The organism is Comamonas guangdongensis (genome assembly GCF_041079535.1).
In the GTDB taxonomy this organism is placed as follows: domain Bacteria; phylum Pseudomonadota; class Gammaproteobacteria; order Burkholderiales; family Burkholderiaceae_C; genus Comamonas; species Comamonas guangdongensis.
The window spans coordinates 86,523-100,530 of record NZ_JBFYGN010000006.1 but is presented as its reverse complement, the minus strand read 5'-3'; the positions used below and the strand labels follow the sequence as shown (position 1 = coordinate 100,530).

Annotated in this window: 11 protein-coding genes; 3 read left to right on the top strand and 8 right to left on the bottom strand. The window is 63.9% G+C overall.

The features are described 5' to 3' along the window. Positions 1-56: 56 nt before the first annotated feature. Together glyS and glyQ are read right to left on the bottom strand one after the other, a co-directional pair. Entirely contained in the window at positions 57-2,171 is a 2,115-nt protein-coding gene (glyS, locus tag AB6724_RS07085) for a glycine--tRNA ligase subunit beta (protein WP_369337804.1), read from the bottom strand. An 87-nt stretch (positions 2,172-2,258) separates the two neighbouring features. Beyond that, entirely contained in the window at positions 2,259-3,197 is a 939-nt protein-coding gene (gene glyQ / locus AB6724_RS07080) for a glycine--tRNA ligase subunit alpha (RefSeq protein ID WP_369337803.1), read from the bottom strand. A gap of 376 nt (positions 3,198-3,573) precedes the next feature. Between glyQ and AB6724_RS07075 the strand changes: the two genes are divergently transcribed. Both AB6724_RS07075 and AB6724_RS07070 read left to right on the top strand, forming a co-directional pair. After that, a complete protein-coding gene (locus AB6724_RS07075; RefSeq protein WP_369337802.1) occupies positions 3,574-4,683 on the top strand; it encodes an SPFH domain-containing protein in 1,110 nt (369 codons plus the stop codon). A gap of 231 nt (positions 4,684-4,914) precedes the next feature. Continuing rightward, positions 4,915-6,009 (top strand): TFIIB-type zinc ribbon-containing protein, encoded by a 1,095-nt coding sequence (locus tag AB6724_RS07070; protein WP_369337926.1) that lies wholly within the window; start codon positions 4,915-4,917, stop codon positions 6,007-6,009. A gap of 140 nt (positions 6,010-6,149) precedes the next feature. Here AB6724_RS07070 and AB6724_RS07065 read toward each other — a convergent pair whose 3' ends face one another. From AB6724_RS07065 to AB6724_RS07050, 4 genes are all read right to left on the bottom strand, one after another. Continuing rightward, positions 6,150-7,265: a TIGR03364 family FAD-dependent oxidoreductase gene (locus AB6724_RS07065; RefSeq protein ID WP_369337801.1), complete on the bottom strand. Its 1,116-nt coding sequence runs from the start codon at positions 7,263-7,265 to the stop codon at positions 6,150-6,152. A 107-nt stretch (positions 7,266-7,372) separates the two neighbouring features. Further along, a complete protein-coding gene (locus AB6724_RS07060; protein WP_369337800.1) occupies positions 7,373-9,124 on the bottom strand; it encodes a putative 2-aminoethylphosphonate ABC transporter permease subunit in 1,752 nt (583 codons plus the stop codon). Continuing rightward, positions 9,121-10,197, bottom strand: a complete 1,077-nt coding sequence (locus AB6724_RS07055; RefSeq protein WP_369337799.1) for an ABC transporter ATP-binding protein — start codon at positions 10,195-10,197, stop codon at positions 9,121-9,123. Before AB6724_RS07055 ends, AB6724_RS07060 begins: the two co-directional genes overlap by 4 nt. Before the next feature lie 188 nt (positions 10,198-10,385). Next, positions 10,386-11,432 (bottom strand): putative 2-aminoethylphosphonate ABC transporter substrate-binding protein, encoded by a 1,047-nt coding sequence (locus AB6724_RS07050; protein ID WP_369337798.1) that lies wholly within the window; start codon positions 11,430-11,432, stop codon positions 10,386-10,388. A 225-nt stretch (positions 11,433-11,657) separates the two neighbouring features. Here AB6724_RS07050 and AB6724_RS07045 point away from each other — a divergent pair, with 225 nt between their 5' ends. Further along, positions 11,658-12,524 (top strand): LysR substrate-binding domain-containing protein, encoded by an 867-nt coding sequence (locus tag AB6724_RS07045; RefSeq protein ID WP_369337797.1) that lies wholly within the window; start codon positions 11,658-11,660, stop codon positions 12,522-12,524. Between the two features lie 25 nt (positions 12,525-12,549). On the opposite strand, the gene rfbC is transcribed toward AB6724_RS07045, so the two are convergent. Together rfbC and rfbA are read right to left on the bottom strand one after the other, a co-directional pair. Next, on the bottom strand, positions 12,550-13,107 hold the full coding sequence (gene rfbC / locus AB6724_RS07040) for a dTDP-4-dehydrorhamnose 3,5-epimerase (protein WP_369337796.1): 558 nt from the start codon (positions 13,105-13,107) through the stop codon (positions 12,550-12,552). Further along, positions 13,104-13,991: a glucose-1-phosphate thymidylyltransferase RfbA gene (gene rfbA / locus AB6724_RS07035; RefSeq protein WP_369337795.1), complete on the bottom strand. Its 888-nt coding sequence runs from the start codon at positions 13,989-13,991 to the stop codon at positions 13,104-13,106. The genes rfbC and rfbA overlap by 4 nt, the downstream gene beginning before the upstream one ends. Between the last annotated feature and the right edge of the window lie 17 nt (positions 13,992-14,008).

Below are 14,008 nucleotides of genomic sequence, written 5' to 3'. Positions count from 1 at the left end.
TTGCGCAATGGCCATGGCATCGCGCACAACCCTGACCATGGCCAATAAATTGCAAATCACACGGCCAATTTCGCCAAATCCGCCACGCGATTCATCGCCGCATGCAGCTCGGCCAACAGACTCAGGCGGTTGACTTTCAGTGCTTCGTCCTCGGCATTCACCATGACATGCTCAAAGAAGGCGTCCACGGACGCTCGCAGAGCAGCCAGGGTTTGCAGGCTGGCTGTGTAATCACCTGCAGCAAACTGTTGCTGAGCCTTGGGGGCCACGCTCTGCAGGGCCGCGTACAAGTCCTTTTCCGCCCGCTCCGCCAATAGCGCAGCATTGACTTGAGGCTGCACCGCAACTTCGGCTTTTTTCAGGATATTGCCAACGCGCTTGTTAGCGGCGGCCAGGGCCGGGGCTTCGGGCAATGCCGCAAAGGCGCGCACGGCCTCCAGGCGCTTTTGCACGTCGGACAGGCGCTGGGGTTGCAGGGCCAATACGGCCTCGACTTCCTGGGCGCTGTAGCCCTGTTCGCGGAACATATTGGCCAGACGGTCGTAGATGAATTCGACCAGTTGAGGCGTGGCGTCCTGGATCTTGTCGCCGAAGGCCGGCAGCGTGCTGACCAGCAGGGTTTCAAGGTCCAGCTCCAGGTCCTTCTCGACCAGCATGCGGATCACGCCCAGAGCATGACGGCGCAGCGCGAAGGGATCGCGATCGCCCGTGGGCAGGTTACCGATGCCGAACATGCCGACCAGGGTCTCGAGCTTGTCGGCCAGGGCCACAACCACGCCCACATCGCCGCGCGGCAGTTCGTCGCCCGCAAAGCGCGGCTTGTAGTGGTCTTCGATGGCGTCGGCCACGGCCGCGTCGAGCTGGTCGTTCAGGGCGTAGTAGCGGCCCATGATGCCTTGCAGCTCGGGGAACTCGCCCACCATGTCAGTCACCAGGTCGGTCTTGGCCAGCATGGCGGCCTGATCGGCCTGGCGGCCCAGCTCGGGATTGCCCAGTTGCTGGGCAATGGTCTTGGCGATAGTGCGCACGCGGGCGATGCGCTCGCCCTGCGTGCCCAGCTTGTTGTGATAGACCACCTTGTCCAGCAGCTCCACGCGGCTGGCCAGGGTCTTCTTGCGGTCCTGATCGAAGAAGAACTTGGCATCGGCCAGACGCGGGCGCACCACGCGTTCGTTGCCACCGATCACCGCCGAGGCATCCTGGGGCTGGATGTTGCTGACGATCAGGAACTGGTTGGTGAGCTTGCCGCTCGCATCCAGCAGCGGGAAGTACTTCTGGTTGGCCTTCATGGTCAGAATCAGGCATTCCTGCGGCACGTTGAGAAATTCCTTCTCGAATTCGCAGACCAGCACATTGGGGCGCTCGACCAGAGCCGTCACCTCGTCCAGCAGTGCGTCGTCGTCGATGGGGCGCACGCCGCCGCCAATGCGCTCGGCCGCCGCTTGCAGCTGACGCGCGATATCGGCACGGCGCTCGGCAAAGCTGGCGATCACGGCGCCCTCTTCGCGCAGCTGCTCGGCATAGCTGTCGGCATCGCGGATCACCACGGGATCCACGGCAGCCTCAAAGCGGTGGCCATGGGTAGCAGGGCCGGCGGTCAGGCCCAGGGCCTTGACGCCGATCAGCACCTGGGTGCCGTGCAGCACCACCAGACCGTGGGCCGGGCGCACGAAGTTGACGCTGGTCCAGCCGTCCTGCAGCTGATAGCGCATGACCTTGGGAATGGGCAGCTTGGCCAGAGCCTCGTCCAGCGCCTTCTGCACGCCATCGGTCAGCAGCACGCCCTTGGCAGTGGATTCGTAAAACAGGGCCTCGGCCTTGCCTTCGCCCTGGCGCTTCAACTGAGCCACGGCGGAAGCATCGGCACCTATGGCCTGCAGCTTCTTGAGCAGCGCGGGCGTGGGCTGGCCATCGGCGTCCAGGCCCACGGAGACGGGCATGAGCTTTTGCGACACGGCCTTGTCCTCGGCCTGGGGCAGCACTTCGGTGATGTGGGCGGCCAGACGGCGCGGCGAGGCATAGGCCGTCACGCGGGCTTCGGAAGAAGCCAGCAGGCCCTGATCCTTGAGTTGCTCAAACAGCACGGTGGCAAAAGCATCGCCGAGCTTTTGCAGCGCCTTGGGCGGCAGCTCTTCGACAAACAGTTCAACCAGAAGATTCGATGCGTTCATGATGTTTTGATAGCTGCAAGCACTTGATACATAAGGGCTACAGCTGAAATTGCTTATTAGTGGACTGGATGTGGCGGGGCAGAGGTGTTACGCCGCCTTCTTGGCGGCCTGCTCCGCAGCCTTGGCCAGTTCGGCCAGCACTTCGTCGGCATGCTGCTTGGACGCCATGGGGAAACCCAGGCGCGCACGGCTGTCCAGATAGCTCTTGCCCACGGCGCGGGCCAGATTGCGGATGCGGCCGATATAGGCGGCACGCTCGGTCACCGAGATGGCGCCGCGCGCATCCAGCAGATTGAAAGTGTGGGCGGCCTTGAGCACCTGCTCGTAAGCGGGCAGCGCCAGCTGGGCTTCCATCAGCTGGTTGGCCGTGCCTTCGTGGGCGTTGAAGGCGCTGAACAGGAAGTCCACGTTCGAATGCTCGAAGTTGTAGGTGGACTGCTCCACCTCGTTCTGGTGGAACACGTCGCCATAGGACAGACCATCGGTGTAGACCAGGTCGTACACAGACTCCTTGCCCTGCAGATACATGGCCAGGCGCTCCAGACCGTAGGTGATCTCGCCGGTCGCGGGCTTGCAGTCGATGCCGGCCACCTGCTGGAAGTAGGTGAACTGGGTCACCTCCATGCCGTTGAGCCAGACTTCCCAGCCCAGGCCCCAGGCGCCCAGCGTGGGGTTTTCCCAGTCGTCTTCGACGAAGCGGATGTCGTTCTTCTTGAGGTCGAAGCCCAGGGCTTCGAGCGAGCCCAGGTACAGCTCGAGGATGTTGTCGGGCGCGGGCTTGAGCACTACCTGGAACTGGTAGTAGTGCTGCAGGCGGTTGGGGTTCTCGCCATAGCGGCCGTCCTTGGGGCGGCGGCTGGGCTGGACATAGGCGGCCTTCCAGGGCTCGGGGCCGATGGCGCGCAGAAAGGTGGCGGTGTGCGAAGTACCGGCGCCCACTTCCATGTCATAGGGCTGGAGCAGCGCGCAACCATGGTCTGCCCAGTAGGACTGCAGTTTCTGAATGATTTGTTGGAAGGTCAGCATGACTAAAGTACGTTCGCACGTCCGATTTCACGGACGGCATCTTTCAAATTTGGATGTTCTGGGCGTATTTACCGCGTAAGCGGTGATTCTAAGTCTGTGCCTCCGGCACCGACAGCGTCCGTCTCCGCAGCCCCACAGCGCGCATTCTCACGAATACCGGCTTGCACATTGATTTCAAAATGTGAAAACGGAGCAGACAGCTCTGTTATCAAACAGCTTTTCATTCCGGGCTTTGCCTTGCCAAGGCCAGATATGCAAAGCGCCATGCGCTTACTTTTTAACAATTTCCGGGCCTGCATGGACCCGCAGAGCATTGGACGACCTGACGGGACTCCTAGAATGCTTGATTTCCTGTCATCGACTTTCGGAGCCCGGCATGGACTTTATGAAGATCATCACCAAGCAACTGATTGAAATCATCGAGTGGACCGATGATTCGCGCGACACGCTGTCCTACCGCTGGCCCGACGACGACAAGGAAATCAAGAACGGCGCCCAGCTCATCGTGCGCGAGTCACAACAGGCGCAATTCGTCTCGGCCGGCCAGTACGCCGATCTGTTCGGCCCCGGCAAGCATTCGCTGACCACGCAGAACATTCCCATCCTGTCCACCCTCCAGGGCTGGAAGTACGGCTTCAACTCGCCGTTCAAGTGCGACGTCTATTTCATCAACACGCGCCTGTTCACGGGCAACAAATGGGGCACCTCCAACCCCATCATGATGCGCGACAAGGACTTCGGCGTGGTACGCCTGCGCTCCTTCGGCACCTACGACTTCCGCATCGTCGAGCCGGCCAAGTTCCTCAAGGAAGTGGCGGGCACGGACCAGCACTTCCGCCTCGACGAATTCGCCGATACCATGCGCTCGCGCATCGTCAGCGTCTTTTCCGAAGCCCTGGCCAAGGCTCAGGTACCGGCGCTCGACGTGGCCCAGCGCTATAGCGAGCTAGGCGATGCGCTGCTGCAGCTGATCAACCCGGCCATGACCGACAAATACGGCCTGGAGATCACCAGCTTCATTCTTGAGAACGTCTCCGTGCCGCCCGAGGTGGAGCAGGCCATAGACAAGCGCTCCAGCATGGGCGCCATCGGCAATCTCAACGACTACATCAAGTACCAGATGGGCCAGGCCATGGCCCAAGGCGGAGAAGGTGCGGCCGCGGCCACCATTCCCGCCACCATGGCTATGGGCTTCGGCATGGCCCAGGAAATGATGAAGAGCATGCAGAGTGGCGCAGGCGCTCCTGCAAGCGGAGCAGCAGCCGCAGACCCCTTCTCGCCCGCAGCAGCTCAGGCCGCGCAAAGCCAAGCGGCACCAGCGGCAGCTGCTATGCAAGTATTGACGCCCGCCCAGGCAGCCCAGGTGCTGGGCGTGGGCGAGGCCGATGTGCTGGCCGAGATCCAGGCGGGAAACCTCAAGGCGCGCCAGATCGGCAGCCAGTGGCGCATCGCCCAAAGCGCGCTCGACGAATTCCTAAAAGGCTGACACCCCCCTGAGCCGCTGCGCGGCCTCCCCCCTCTCTCGCAGCGCGGGAGGGGGACGACACCCTCGCTGCGAGGCGGTGCGGCCGGCTTAGGCCCTTGCTCGGCATCCCTCCCTTGGGCCGCACCAATACCGAAGGCCATGTGCAGTGCTGTCAAAGAATATCCCGTCGTGACCGATAACACTGTCCCCTCCTCCAGCTATACCGCAGCCGCGCAAGCAGCGCCTCCCTCCATGGTGCGCAAGCACCCCTGCCCCGAATGCGGAGCGAATCTGGAGTGGGATGCCAAGGCGCAGTCCCTCAAGTGCCCGTACTGCGGCACCGTGGTGCCCTGGAGCGAAGAAACTCGCGAGGAGCTGGGCCGCGCCGTGGTGGAGCAGGACCTGGCCGAGGCCTTGCGCAACCCGGCCCATGGCCGTGGCTGGGGCACCGAGGAGCGTTACGAGGTGCAGTGCCAGAACTGCCGGGCCATCTCCGTCTTCCTGGAGAGCAAGGTGGCCCAGCGCTGCGATTTCTGCGGTTCGCCGGCCATCGTGGCCTGCGAGGAGCGCAGCGACGCCATCACGCCGCAAAGCATTCTGCCGTTCAAGATCAGCGATGGGCAGATACGCGACCGTATCCGCCAGTGGTATGGCAGCCGCTGGTTCGCCCCCAACCGGCTCAAGAGCGCTGCGCTCACCGATACGCTGCACGGCGTCTACCTGCCCTACTGGACCTTTGACGCCCACGCCGCGGCCCAGTGGCGGGCCGAGGCCGGCTATTACTACTACACGACAGAGACCTATCGCGACGGCAGCGGCAACACCCAGACCCGGCAGGTGCAGCATGTGCGCTGGGAACCGGCTTCGGGCAGCCTGCAGCATTTCTTCGACGACGAACTGGTGCCCGGCACCGTGGGCGTGCAGCCACAGCTGCTGCGCCAGGTGGAGCCCTTCCCCACCACCACCGACCTCAAACCCTACACGCCGGAATTCGTGCGCGGCTGGACGGTGGAGCGCTACCAGGTGGACCTCTCCAAGGCCGCCAACATCAACGAAGAGGACATGGACGGCCAGCTGCGCGATATGTGCGCACGCGAGGTGCCGGGAGACACTCAGCGCAATCTGCAGGTGCAGCGCCAGTACTCGGGTCGCACCTTCAAGCACATCCTGGTGCCGGTCTGGCTGGTCGGCTATACCTATGGCAGCAAGACCTACCAGATCGTGGCCAATGGCTACACGGGCCAGATCGCTGGCGAGCGGCCCTATAGCTGGGTGAAGATCGCCTTTGCCGTGCTGGCCGTGATCCTGCTCATCATGCTGATTGCACCGCTGTTTGTGCAGCAGTGATCGCCCACCCTCCTGCCAAAGGCACCTGGCAAGGGCCTGAGCCGGCCGCGCCGCCCCGCTGCGATGGCGCCGCCCCCCTCCCGCGTAGCGAGAGAGGGGGAAACGGTGGGGCCGCCTAGGCGTAGCCGCTCAGGGGGTGATTACCAATTTCTCCAGACTTCTTCAGCCAGGCCAAAGGCCGTGCTGGCACCCGAGCCGCTGGTGACGGCCACCACGCGCGTGGCATCGTTCGGCGCCTTGACCATGCAGGGCACTTCGGGCGACGAGGGATAGATGCCTACCCAGCGCTCGACCACCTGGGCGCCCTGCAGATGCAAGGCCTGGTTCATATGGCGCAGCATCAGCCTGTCGACCTCGTCGCTGGCAAAGGGCTGAGGGGCCGCGCCGTAATGGTGGGAGTCGCCCACGACCAGCGAGCCGTCGGCGCTCTGCACGGCGATCAGGTGGATGCCGTGCGCCAGGCTCTCGGCCTCGTCCCGCTCCAGTTCGGCGCGCAGCGCGGCGGCCTCCGGCAGCGCGCTATAGCCCTCATAGCGCACCAGGCTCAGATCGCCCATGACCGAGCCCTGCAATACAAAGCCTGGCTGCGGCCGCACGCGCAGCATCTGCAGCTGGCACAGCTGTACCCGGTCGCTCCGCCATGCATCGGCGAACAGCCCGCCCGGCTCGGCGTTGTTGCAGACCACCACGCGCTCGGCGTGATAGACGGCACGCGATGTGCTCACTCGCGGCGTTGCCACCTCGAGCACGGCTTCGCTGAACGCGAAGTCCACGCCCAGCGCCTGCTGCAGCCAGCGCGCCAGCAGTGGAATGGCGGTGCGAGATTCCACACGCAGCTCGTGCGGGCTGTAGAGCACGGACTGCAAGCCTTCGGTACGCAGCGCCGCATGGCGGGTCGCAGCCTGCACGGGTGTCAGCAGCTCGCAGCCATCGCCCATCTCGGTGCGCATGAAGGCCTCGGCCACGGCCGCCGCCGCGGGGCGCTGCGCCGTCAGCCACAGCCCCTGGTGCACGACCTCGATGCCTGCCTGGGGCGCGATCCGCGCCCAGACGTCGCGCGAACGCATGGCGCGCTGCCAGTGCGCTCCGGCGCGCTGGCCGGTGACGGTGACAAAGCCGAAGTTGCGGATGGAAGCGCCCAGGCAGGCGGCGTCGCGCTCTATCACCAGCACGGACTTGCCCTGGCTGGCCGCGGTATAGGCATGGGCCAGGCCGACAATACCGGCCCCCACCACGATCAAATCGTAATTTTTCATAGCATCAAAAACACAAAGCAGATCCCGGCTCGCACGGCCAAGGCCGTGGGGCGCAGGAAGGTCACAGAAGAGAGAGTTCGGGGCGGCAGGCCCATGGCCTGCCTGGTTCAGCGCTGGCGCCAGTGCTGGGTGCGCTTTTGCATCCAGGCATCGAGCAGCGCGATCAGCAGCCGGCCCGCAGCGGCCGTGGCGAAGATCAGCGTGGCCATGGCGGCCGCGGGAGCGATATCACCCGCATCGTCCATGGCCAGCACGGCCACCGAAGCCAGCGTGGTCTCGGGCGAGTACAGGAACACCACGGCCGAGACCGTGGTCATGGCATTCACGAAGAAATAGCCGGCCACCTGCATGACGGCGGGCAGGCACACGGGCAGATGCACGCGCCACAGCAGCGTCCAGAACGGCACGCCCATGGAGTCGGCCACGCGCTCGTACTCGGCATCGAGCTGCTGCAGGGCCGTCAGCTGGGTGATGTGGGCCACCGAGAAAAAGTGCGCGACCGAGCACAGCACCAGGATGGACAGGCTGCCGTACATGAAGTGCAGCGGGTTGCCCTGGGCGTTGAAGAACAGGATATAGCCCAGGCCCAGCGCCAGCCCCGGCACCGCCATGGGCAGGGTAGCGACCGCATGCAGCCACTGGCGCGTACGCCCCCAGCCCGTGGGCTTGGCCACCAGATAGGCCGAGACAAAGCTCAGCAGCGCACCGAGCACGGCCGTGGCGCCGGCCATGGCCAGAGAATTGCCATAGCTGGCCCAGCCACCGCCGTCCATCATGTCGAATCGGTAGTTCTTCAGGCTCAGGCCGAGGTTGTAGGGCCAGAAGCTGACCAGCGAAGCCAGCACCGCCGTCCCCATCACGGCCAGCATGGCCAGCGCAATCAGGCTGCAGTATGCGAACAAGGCCCGGTCCAGCGGCGCATGGGGCTGGGGGGTCAGCGGCACGGCACGCACGGCCATGGTGGCAGCCTGCCTGGCGCGCAGATGGCGCTCGGCCGCAAAAGCCAGGCCCGCGGGCACCAGCAGCAGCATGGCCACCACGGCGCCCATGGACAGGTTTTGCTGGCCTATGACCTGCTTGTAGATGTCGGTAGCCAGCATTTGCGTGTTGCCGCCAATCACCTTGGGCACGCCGAAATCGGTCACCACCAGCACGAAGACCACGATCCAGGCAATCATCAACCCGTAGCGGCTGGCCGGCAGCGTGACCTGGCAGAAACTGCGCCAGCGGCCCGCGCCCAGCGTGGCGGCGGCCTCGTACAGCCGCGCATCGCCCGAGGCCAGCGTGGTGCACAGAATCATCAGCGCATGCGGGAAGGTCCAGAGCACCGAGCCGACGATGATGCCGAACGGACCATAGGCGGTTGCGCCCAGCAGCCAGTTTTTGAGCAGGCCCTGGGCCCCGAACAGATAGATCAGGCTGATGGCCATGAGCAGCGAGGGCGCGAGCAAGGGCACCAGTGCCACGGCGCGGAACAAGCGCGCCAGCGGCATGCAGCTGCGCGTGAGGCCGTAGGCATAGACATAGGCCAGGGCCACGCAAATGCTGCTGCTGACGGCAGACAGCCACAGGCTATTGAGCAGCGACTGGCCCACGCCCGGCGTGCTCACATAGGTCCGATACTGCGCCAACCCCGTGAAGCTGCCGTCGTCAGACAGAAAGCTGTGGCCCAGCAAGGTGCCCACCGGCAAGGCAATGGCCACCAGCAGCAGACCCAGCATGGCCAGCACCAAAGCTCCCAGCCAGATGCGCTCCCAGTTGAGGGCGCCATGGCGCGGCCTGGCCGGCCCCGAAGGCTGGCTGGCACGCACAGACGCTACGCTTTCTGGCGCCGTGACGGTCATGACTGCGGCGCTCATGCGGCCCTCCGCAGGCTTTCCGGTGCGGCCAGCGCCTGCAAGGCGGCAGCCGGCAGTTCCAGCAGCACCTCGCCCTGCAGCCAGTCGGGCAGCTTGGCATCATGGCGCAGCGGCCATTGCGCATCGATCTGGCATTGCAACGCAGTGCAGAAGACGCGCACCAGCACCATGGGGCCCAGGAAGGAGGTCTCGATCACCCGGGCCCGGAACAGATTGGCCAGCGCCGTGGGCTGGGCCGGGTGCAGCACCACGCTCTCGGGCCGCACGCCCACCAGCAGGGCGCGCCCGGCGGAAAAGCCCTGGGTGCTGCAGTCGAGCCGAGCCTCGCCCACATGCACCACATCGCCGCTGCCGGCCACGGCAGGCAGCAGATTCATGCGGCCCACAAAGCCGGCGGCAAAGTGGCTGACCGGTTTGGCATAGAGCTGCTCGGGCGAGCCCTGCTGCTCGATGCGACCCTGGTGCATGAGCACCACGCGGTCGGCCATGGACAGGGCCTCCTCCTGATCATGGGTGACCATGATGGAGGCGATGCCCAGTTGGCGCTGCAGCCGGCGGATTTCGCTGCGCAGCTCGGTACGCACCTGGGCATCCAGGGCCGACAGCGGCTCGTCCAGCAGCAGCAGGCGCGGCTGGGGCGCCAGGGCGCGCGCCAGCGCAATGCGCTGCTGCTGGCCACCCGAAAGCTGGGCCGGATAGCGCAGGGCCTGGGCCGAAAGGCCCACCAGTGCCAGCATTTCCTGCACCCGCTCCCGAATCTTGGCCGCAGGCTGGCCCTTGAGGCCGAAGGCCACGTTCTGCGCGGCCGTCAGATTGGGAAACAGCGCATAGCTCTGGAACACCACGCCGAAGCCGCGCCGCGCGGCGGGCCAGTGCGTGATGTCATCGCCCTGAAACAGGATGCGCCCCTCATCTGCCTGCTCTATGCCGCACAGAATGCGCAGCAGCGTGGTCTTGCCGCAGCCCGAAGGGCCCAGCAGGCTCACGAACTCCCCGGCCTCCACGGACAGGGCGATGCCGCGCAGCACAGGCGTTTCCTTGTACTGCTTGGCGATTTGGTCTATGCGCAACATGTGCATCTTTCAACGGGCAAACAATCCGAAGGCAGTTCCGATCTGTATCGCTCGAAATGCCACCCTGCTGCTTGTGCAGACCCCTTTCGCCAGTGACAGCGAGCAAGGGCCGCCCCGCAGCGAGGCTGTTGTCCCCCTTCGGCGCGCAGCGCCAGAGAGGGGGAAGGCGCAAAGCGCCTCAGGGGAAGTTATTTCTTCTCCGCCTTGGCCTCGTAACGGCGGCTCCACTCGGCCAGAATGCGCTCGCGGTTGGCCGCGGCCCAGTTGAAGTCGTTCTTGGCCAGCAAGGACTCGAGATTGGCGGGAATGAACTCCAGCTTTTCCTGGGCCTCCGGCAGGGCAAGCACCGCAAAATTGGCCGCATAAAGCTTGTTGGCCTCGGGCGTCACCGACCAGTCGGCCAGCAGCTTGGCTGCATCCTGCTTCTTGCTGCTCTTCATGATGGCCGTGGCCTCCACGTCCCAGCCCAGGCCCTCCTTGGGGAAGATGATGGAGATGGGCGCGCCCTCCTTCTTGGTCTTGCTGGCGCGGTACTCAAAGCTCAGGCCCACAGGGAATTCGCCAGCACCGGCCTGGCGGCAGGGCTTGGAGCCGCTGTGGGTGTAGACGCCGACGTTCTGGTGCAGAGCGTCCATATAAGCCCAGCCCTTTTCCTCGCCCATGATCTGCAGCCAGGCGGCGACCATCAGATAGCCGGTGCCGCTGGAGGCCGGATGGGGCATGGTGATAGCTCCCTTGTATTCGGGTCGGGTCAGATCGGCCCAGCTCGCGGGCTCGCTCAGCTTGCGCTTCTGGCCTTCCACGGTGTTGAAACACACGGCCGAGGACCACAGATCCATGCCCACCCAGGCGGGTGTGGCCTGCGGGTCGCGCATATTGGGGCGCACCTTGGCCAGGTTCTTGGGTGCATAAGGCTGCAGCATGCCCTGCTTTTCCAGCAGCATCAGCGAGGTGGCGGCCACCCCCCAGATCACATCGGCCTGGGGATTGGCCTTCTCGGCCAGCAAGCGGGCCGTGATGATGCCGGTGCTGTCGCGCACGAATTTGAGTTCGATCTCGGGGTGGGATTTCTCAAAGGCGGTCTTGTAGGCCTTGATCTGGTCGGCTTCCAGGGCCGAATAGACCAGCAACTCGGTCTTGGCAGCATGTGCTGCGGAGGCCAGGCCCAGCAGGGCGGATGCCGCAGCGGCGGTCAGGGTGAGGCGGCGGGTCCAGGAAACAACAGCGTGGCGCATGGCAGACAGTCCAATCAACGGGAAGGTGAATCAGTCACAAAGGCCTAGGCCTAATGGGTTGCCGGAACTGTAGAAATCCGATGTGAAACTGCTGTGTCACAGATCTGAAATTTTCGGAGGACGCCATTGGAAAATTTGTGTCCTTTGCCGACTCAAATGCCTTCCGGCCTGTCTGTCCGAATGACAATCGGCGTAGGCAGTCCTATCCACGCAGCCACGACGCCCATGTTTGTCACGCAACTCAAATCATTTTTCTGGACCGCGCGTCTGGGCAGCATCACCCAGGCGGCAAGGCAGCTGGGCCTGAGCCAACCCACGGTCACGGCGCAGATCAAGGCACTGGAGGAGCTCTACGAGGTGGAGCTGTTTGCGCGGCAAGGCGGGCGTCTCGCCATCACCGACGCGGGCCTGCGCATGCTGCCGCAGATCGAGCAGCTGCTGCTGCAAACGGCACAGGTCGAGTCCTCGCTGCGCCAGTCCGGCGACATAGGCCAGGGACATTTGCGCATCGGCGCCACCGCGCCGTTCTATGTGCTGGATATCATCAAGCGCTACGGCAAGCAGTTTCCCAAGGTCGATATCAGCATCGTGAACGGCAATTCACGGCAGATGATCCAGGCGCTGTTTGAATACCAGGTGGATCTCGCGACCTCTTCGCATCTGGATACCGATCCACGCCTGAGCAGAATCGAGCTGGGGCAGGATCCTCTGGCCCTGGTCATGCATCGCCGGCATAAGCTGGCAACCCGGTCCGCCGTCCAGATCGGCGATATCGCACACAACACCTTGATCCTGCGCGAACGCGGCTCTATGACCCGCCAGCTCACGGAACAAATGCTGGCCGCTGCCAGCGTAGTGCCGCAGCGTATTTTCGAGATTGCCAGCCGCGAAGCCATACGCGAGGCCGTGATCCGCGATATGGGCATCAGCGTTTTTGCACGGCATGAGGCCTCTGCCCATCCGGAACTGGTCATTCTGCCCATCGAAGGAGAGGTGCCGAATCTGCCCGAGTATCTCTATTGCCTGCGCGAACGCCGCACGGCTCCACTCATCGACGGATTTCTGGCTCTGTCACAGCCGCAGCGCGCCTGAAACCTGGTCAAACCCAGGCGTCTTCTCAGATCGACGGGAAGAGCTCGGCGTCCTTGAGCCAGGGCTGTTTTCTATCCTTGTCCGAAAGCACGAAATCCATGCCCAGATCGGGCCACTGGATGTCTATCTGCGGATCGCTCCACAGAATGCCGCGGTCCGACTGTGGCGCGTAATAGGCTGTGGTCTTGTAGAGAAAATCCGCCGTATCACTGAGGACCATAAAACCATGGGCAAATCCCGGAGGAATCCAGAGCTGCTTGTGATTCTCCGCCGTCAGCTCGACACCCACCCACTTGCCGAAAGTCGTGGAACCCTGGCGGATGTCCACGGCCACATCGAAGACCGCGCCGTGGGTCACCCGCACCAGTTTGCCCTGTGCATGCGGGGGTAGCTGGTAGTGCAGGCCGCGCAGCACGCCGCGGCTTGAGCGGCTGTGGTTGTCCTGGACGAAGTCATTGCGGGTACCGGTTGCTTCATTGAAAGCCTGCTGGTTGAAGCTTTCCAGAAAGAAGCCGCGGTCATCGCCGAACACCTTGGGCTCAATGACAAGCACATCCGCAATGGCCGTAGGCGTCACCTTCATCGCACGCCACCCTTCAGGCACTGCATCAGATACTTGCCATAACCGTTCTTGAGCAAAGGCTGGGCCAGCCTCTCCAATTGAGCGGCATCGATCCATTGGTTGCGATACGCAATCTCTTCGGGGCAGGATACTTTGAGCCCCTGGCGCTGCTCCAGCGTGGCGATGAACTGGCTGGCCTCCAACAGACTGTCGTGCGTTCCCGTGTCCAGCCAGGCGTAGCCGCGGCCCATGAGCTGTACGCTCAGTTGCTCATGCTCCAGATACAGGCGGTTGAGATCCGTAATTTCCAGTTCGCCGCGCGGCGAAGGCTTGAGCGACTTGGCCAGATCCACAACTTGGTTGTCATAGAAGTACAGGCCCGTAACGGCATAGTTCGATTTGGGCCGGACCGGTTTTTCCTCCAGCGACAGCACCTTGCCTTGGGCATCGAACTCCGCCACGCCATAGCGCTCGGGGTCCTGCACGTGGTAGGCGAACACGGTCGCACCAGCCTGCCGGGCACTAGCCTCGCGCACCAACAGTTGAAAATCGTGGCCGTAGAAGATGTTGTCGCCCAGCACCAGGGCGCTAGGGGCGCCGTCGAGAAACTGTTCGCCGATCAGAAAAGCCTGGGCCAATCCGTCCGGGCTGGGCTGCACCGCATACTGCAGATTCAGACCCCACTGGCTGCCGTCACCCAGCAGTTGCTCGAAGCGCGGCGTGTCCTGGGGCGTGCTGATGACGAGAATGTCGCGTATGCCCGCCAGCATCAGGGTGCTGAGCGGGTAGTAGACCATGGGCTTGTCGTAGATGGGCAGCAGCTGTTTGCTGATGGCCAGGGTGGCCGGATGCAGGCGGGTACCGGAACCGCCAGCCAGGATGATGCCTTTGCGTTTCTGAGTCATGGCTTGTTTTGTCTGAG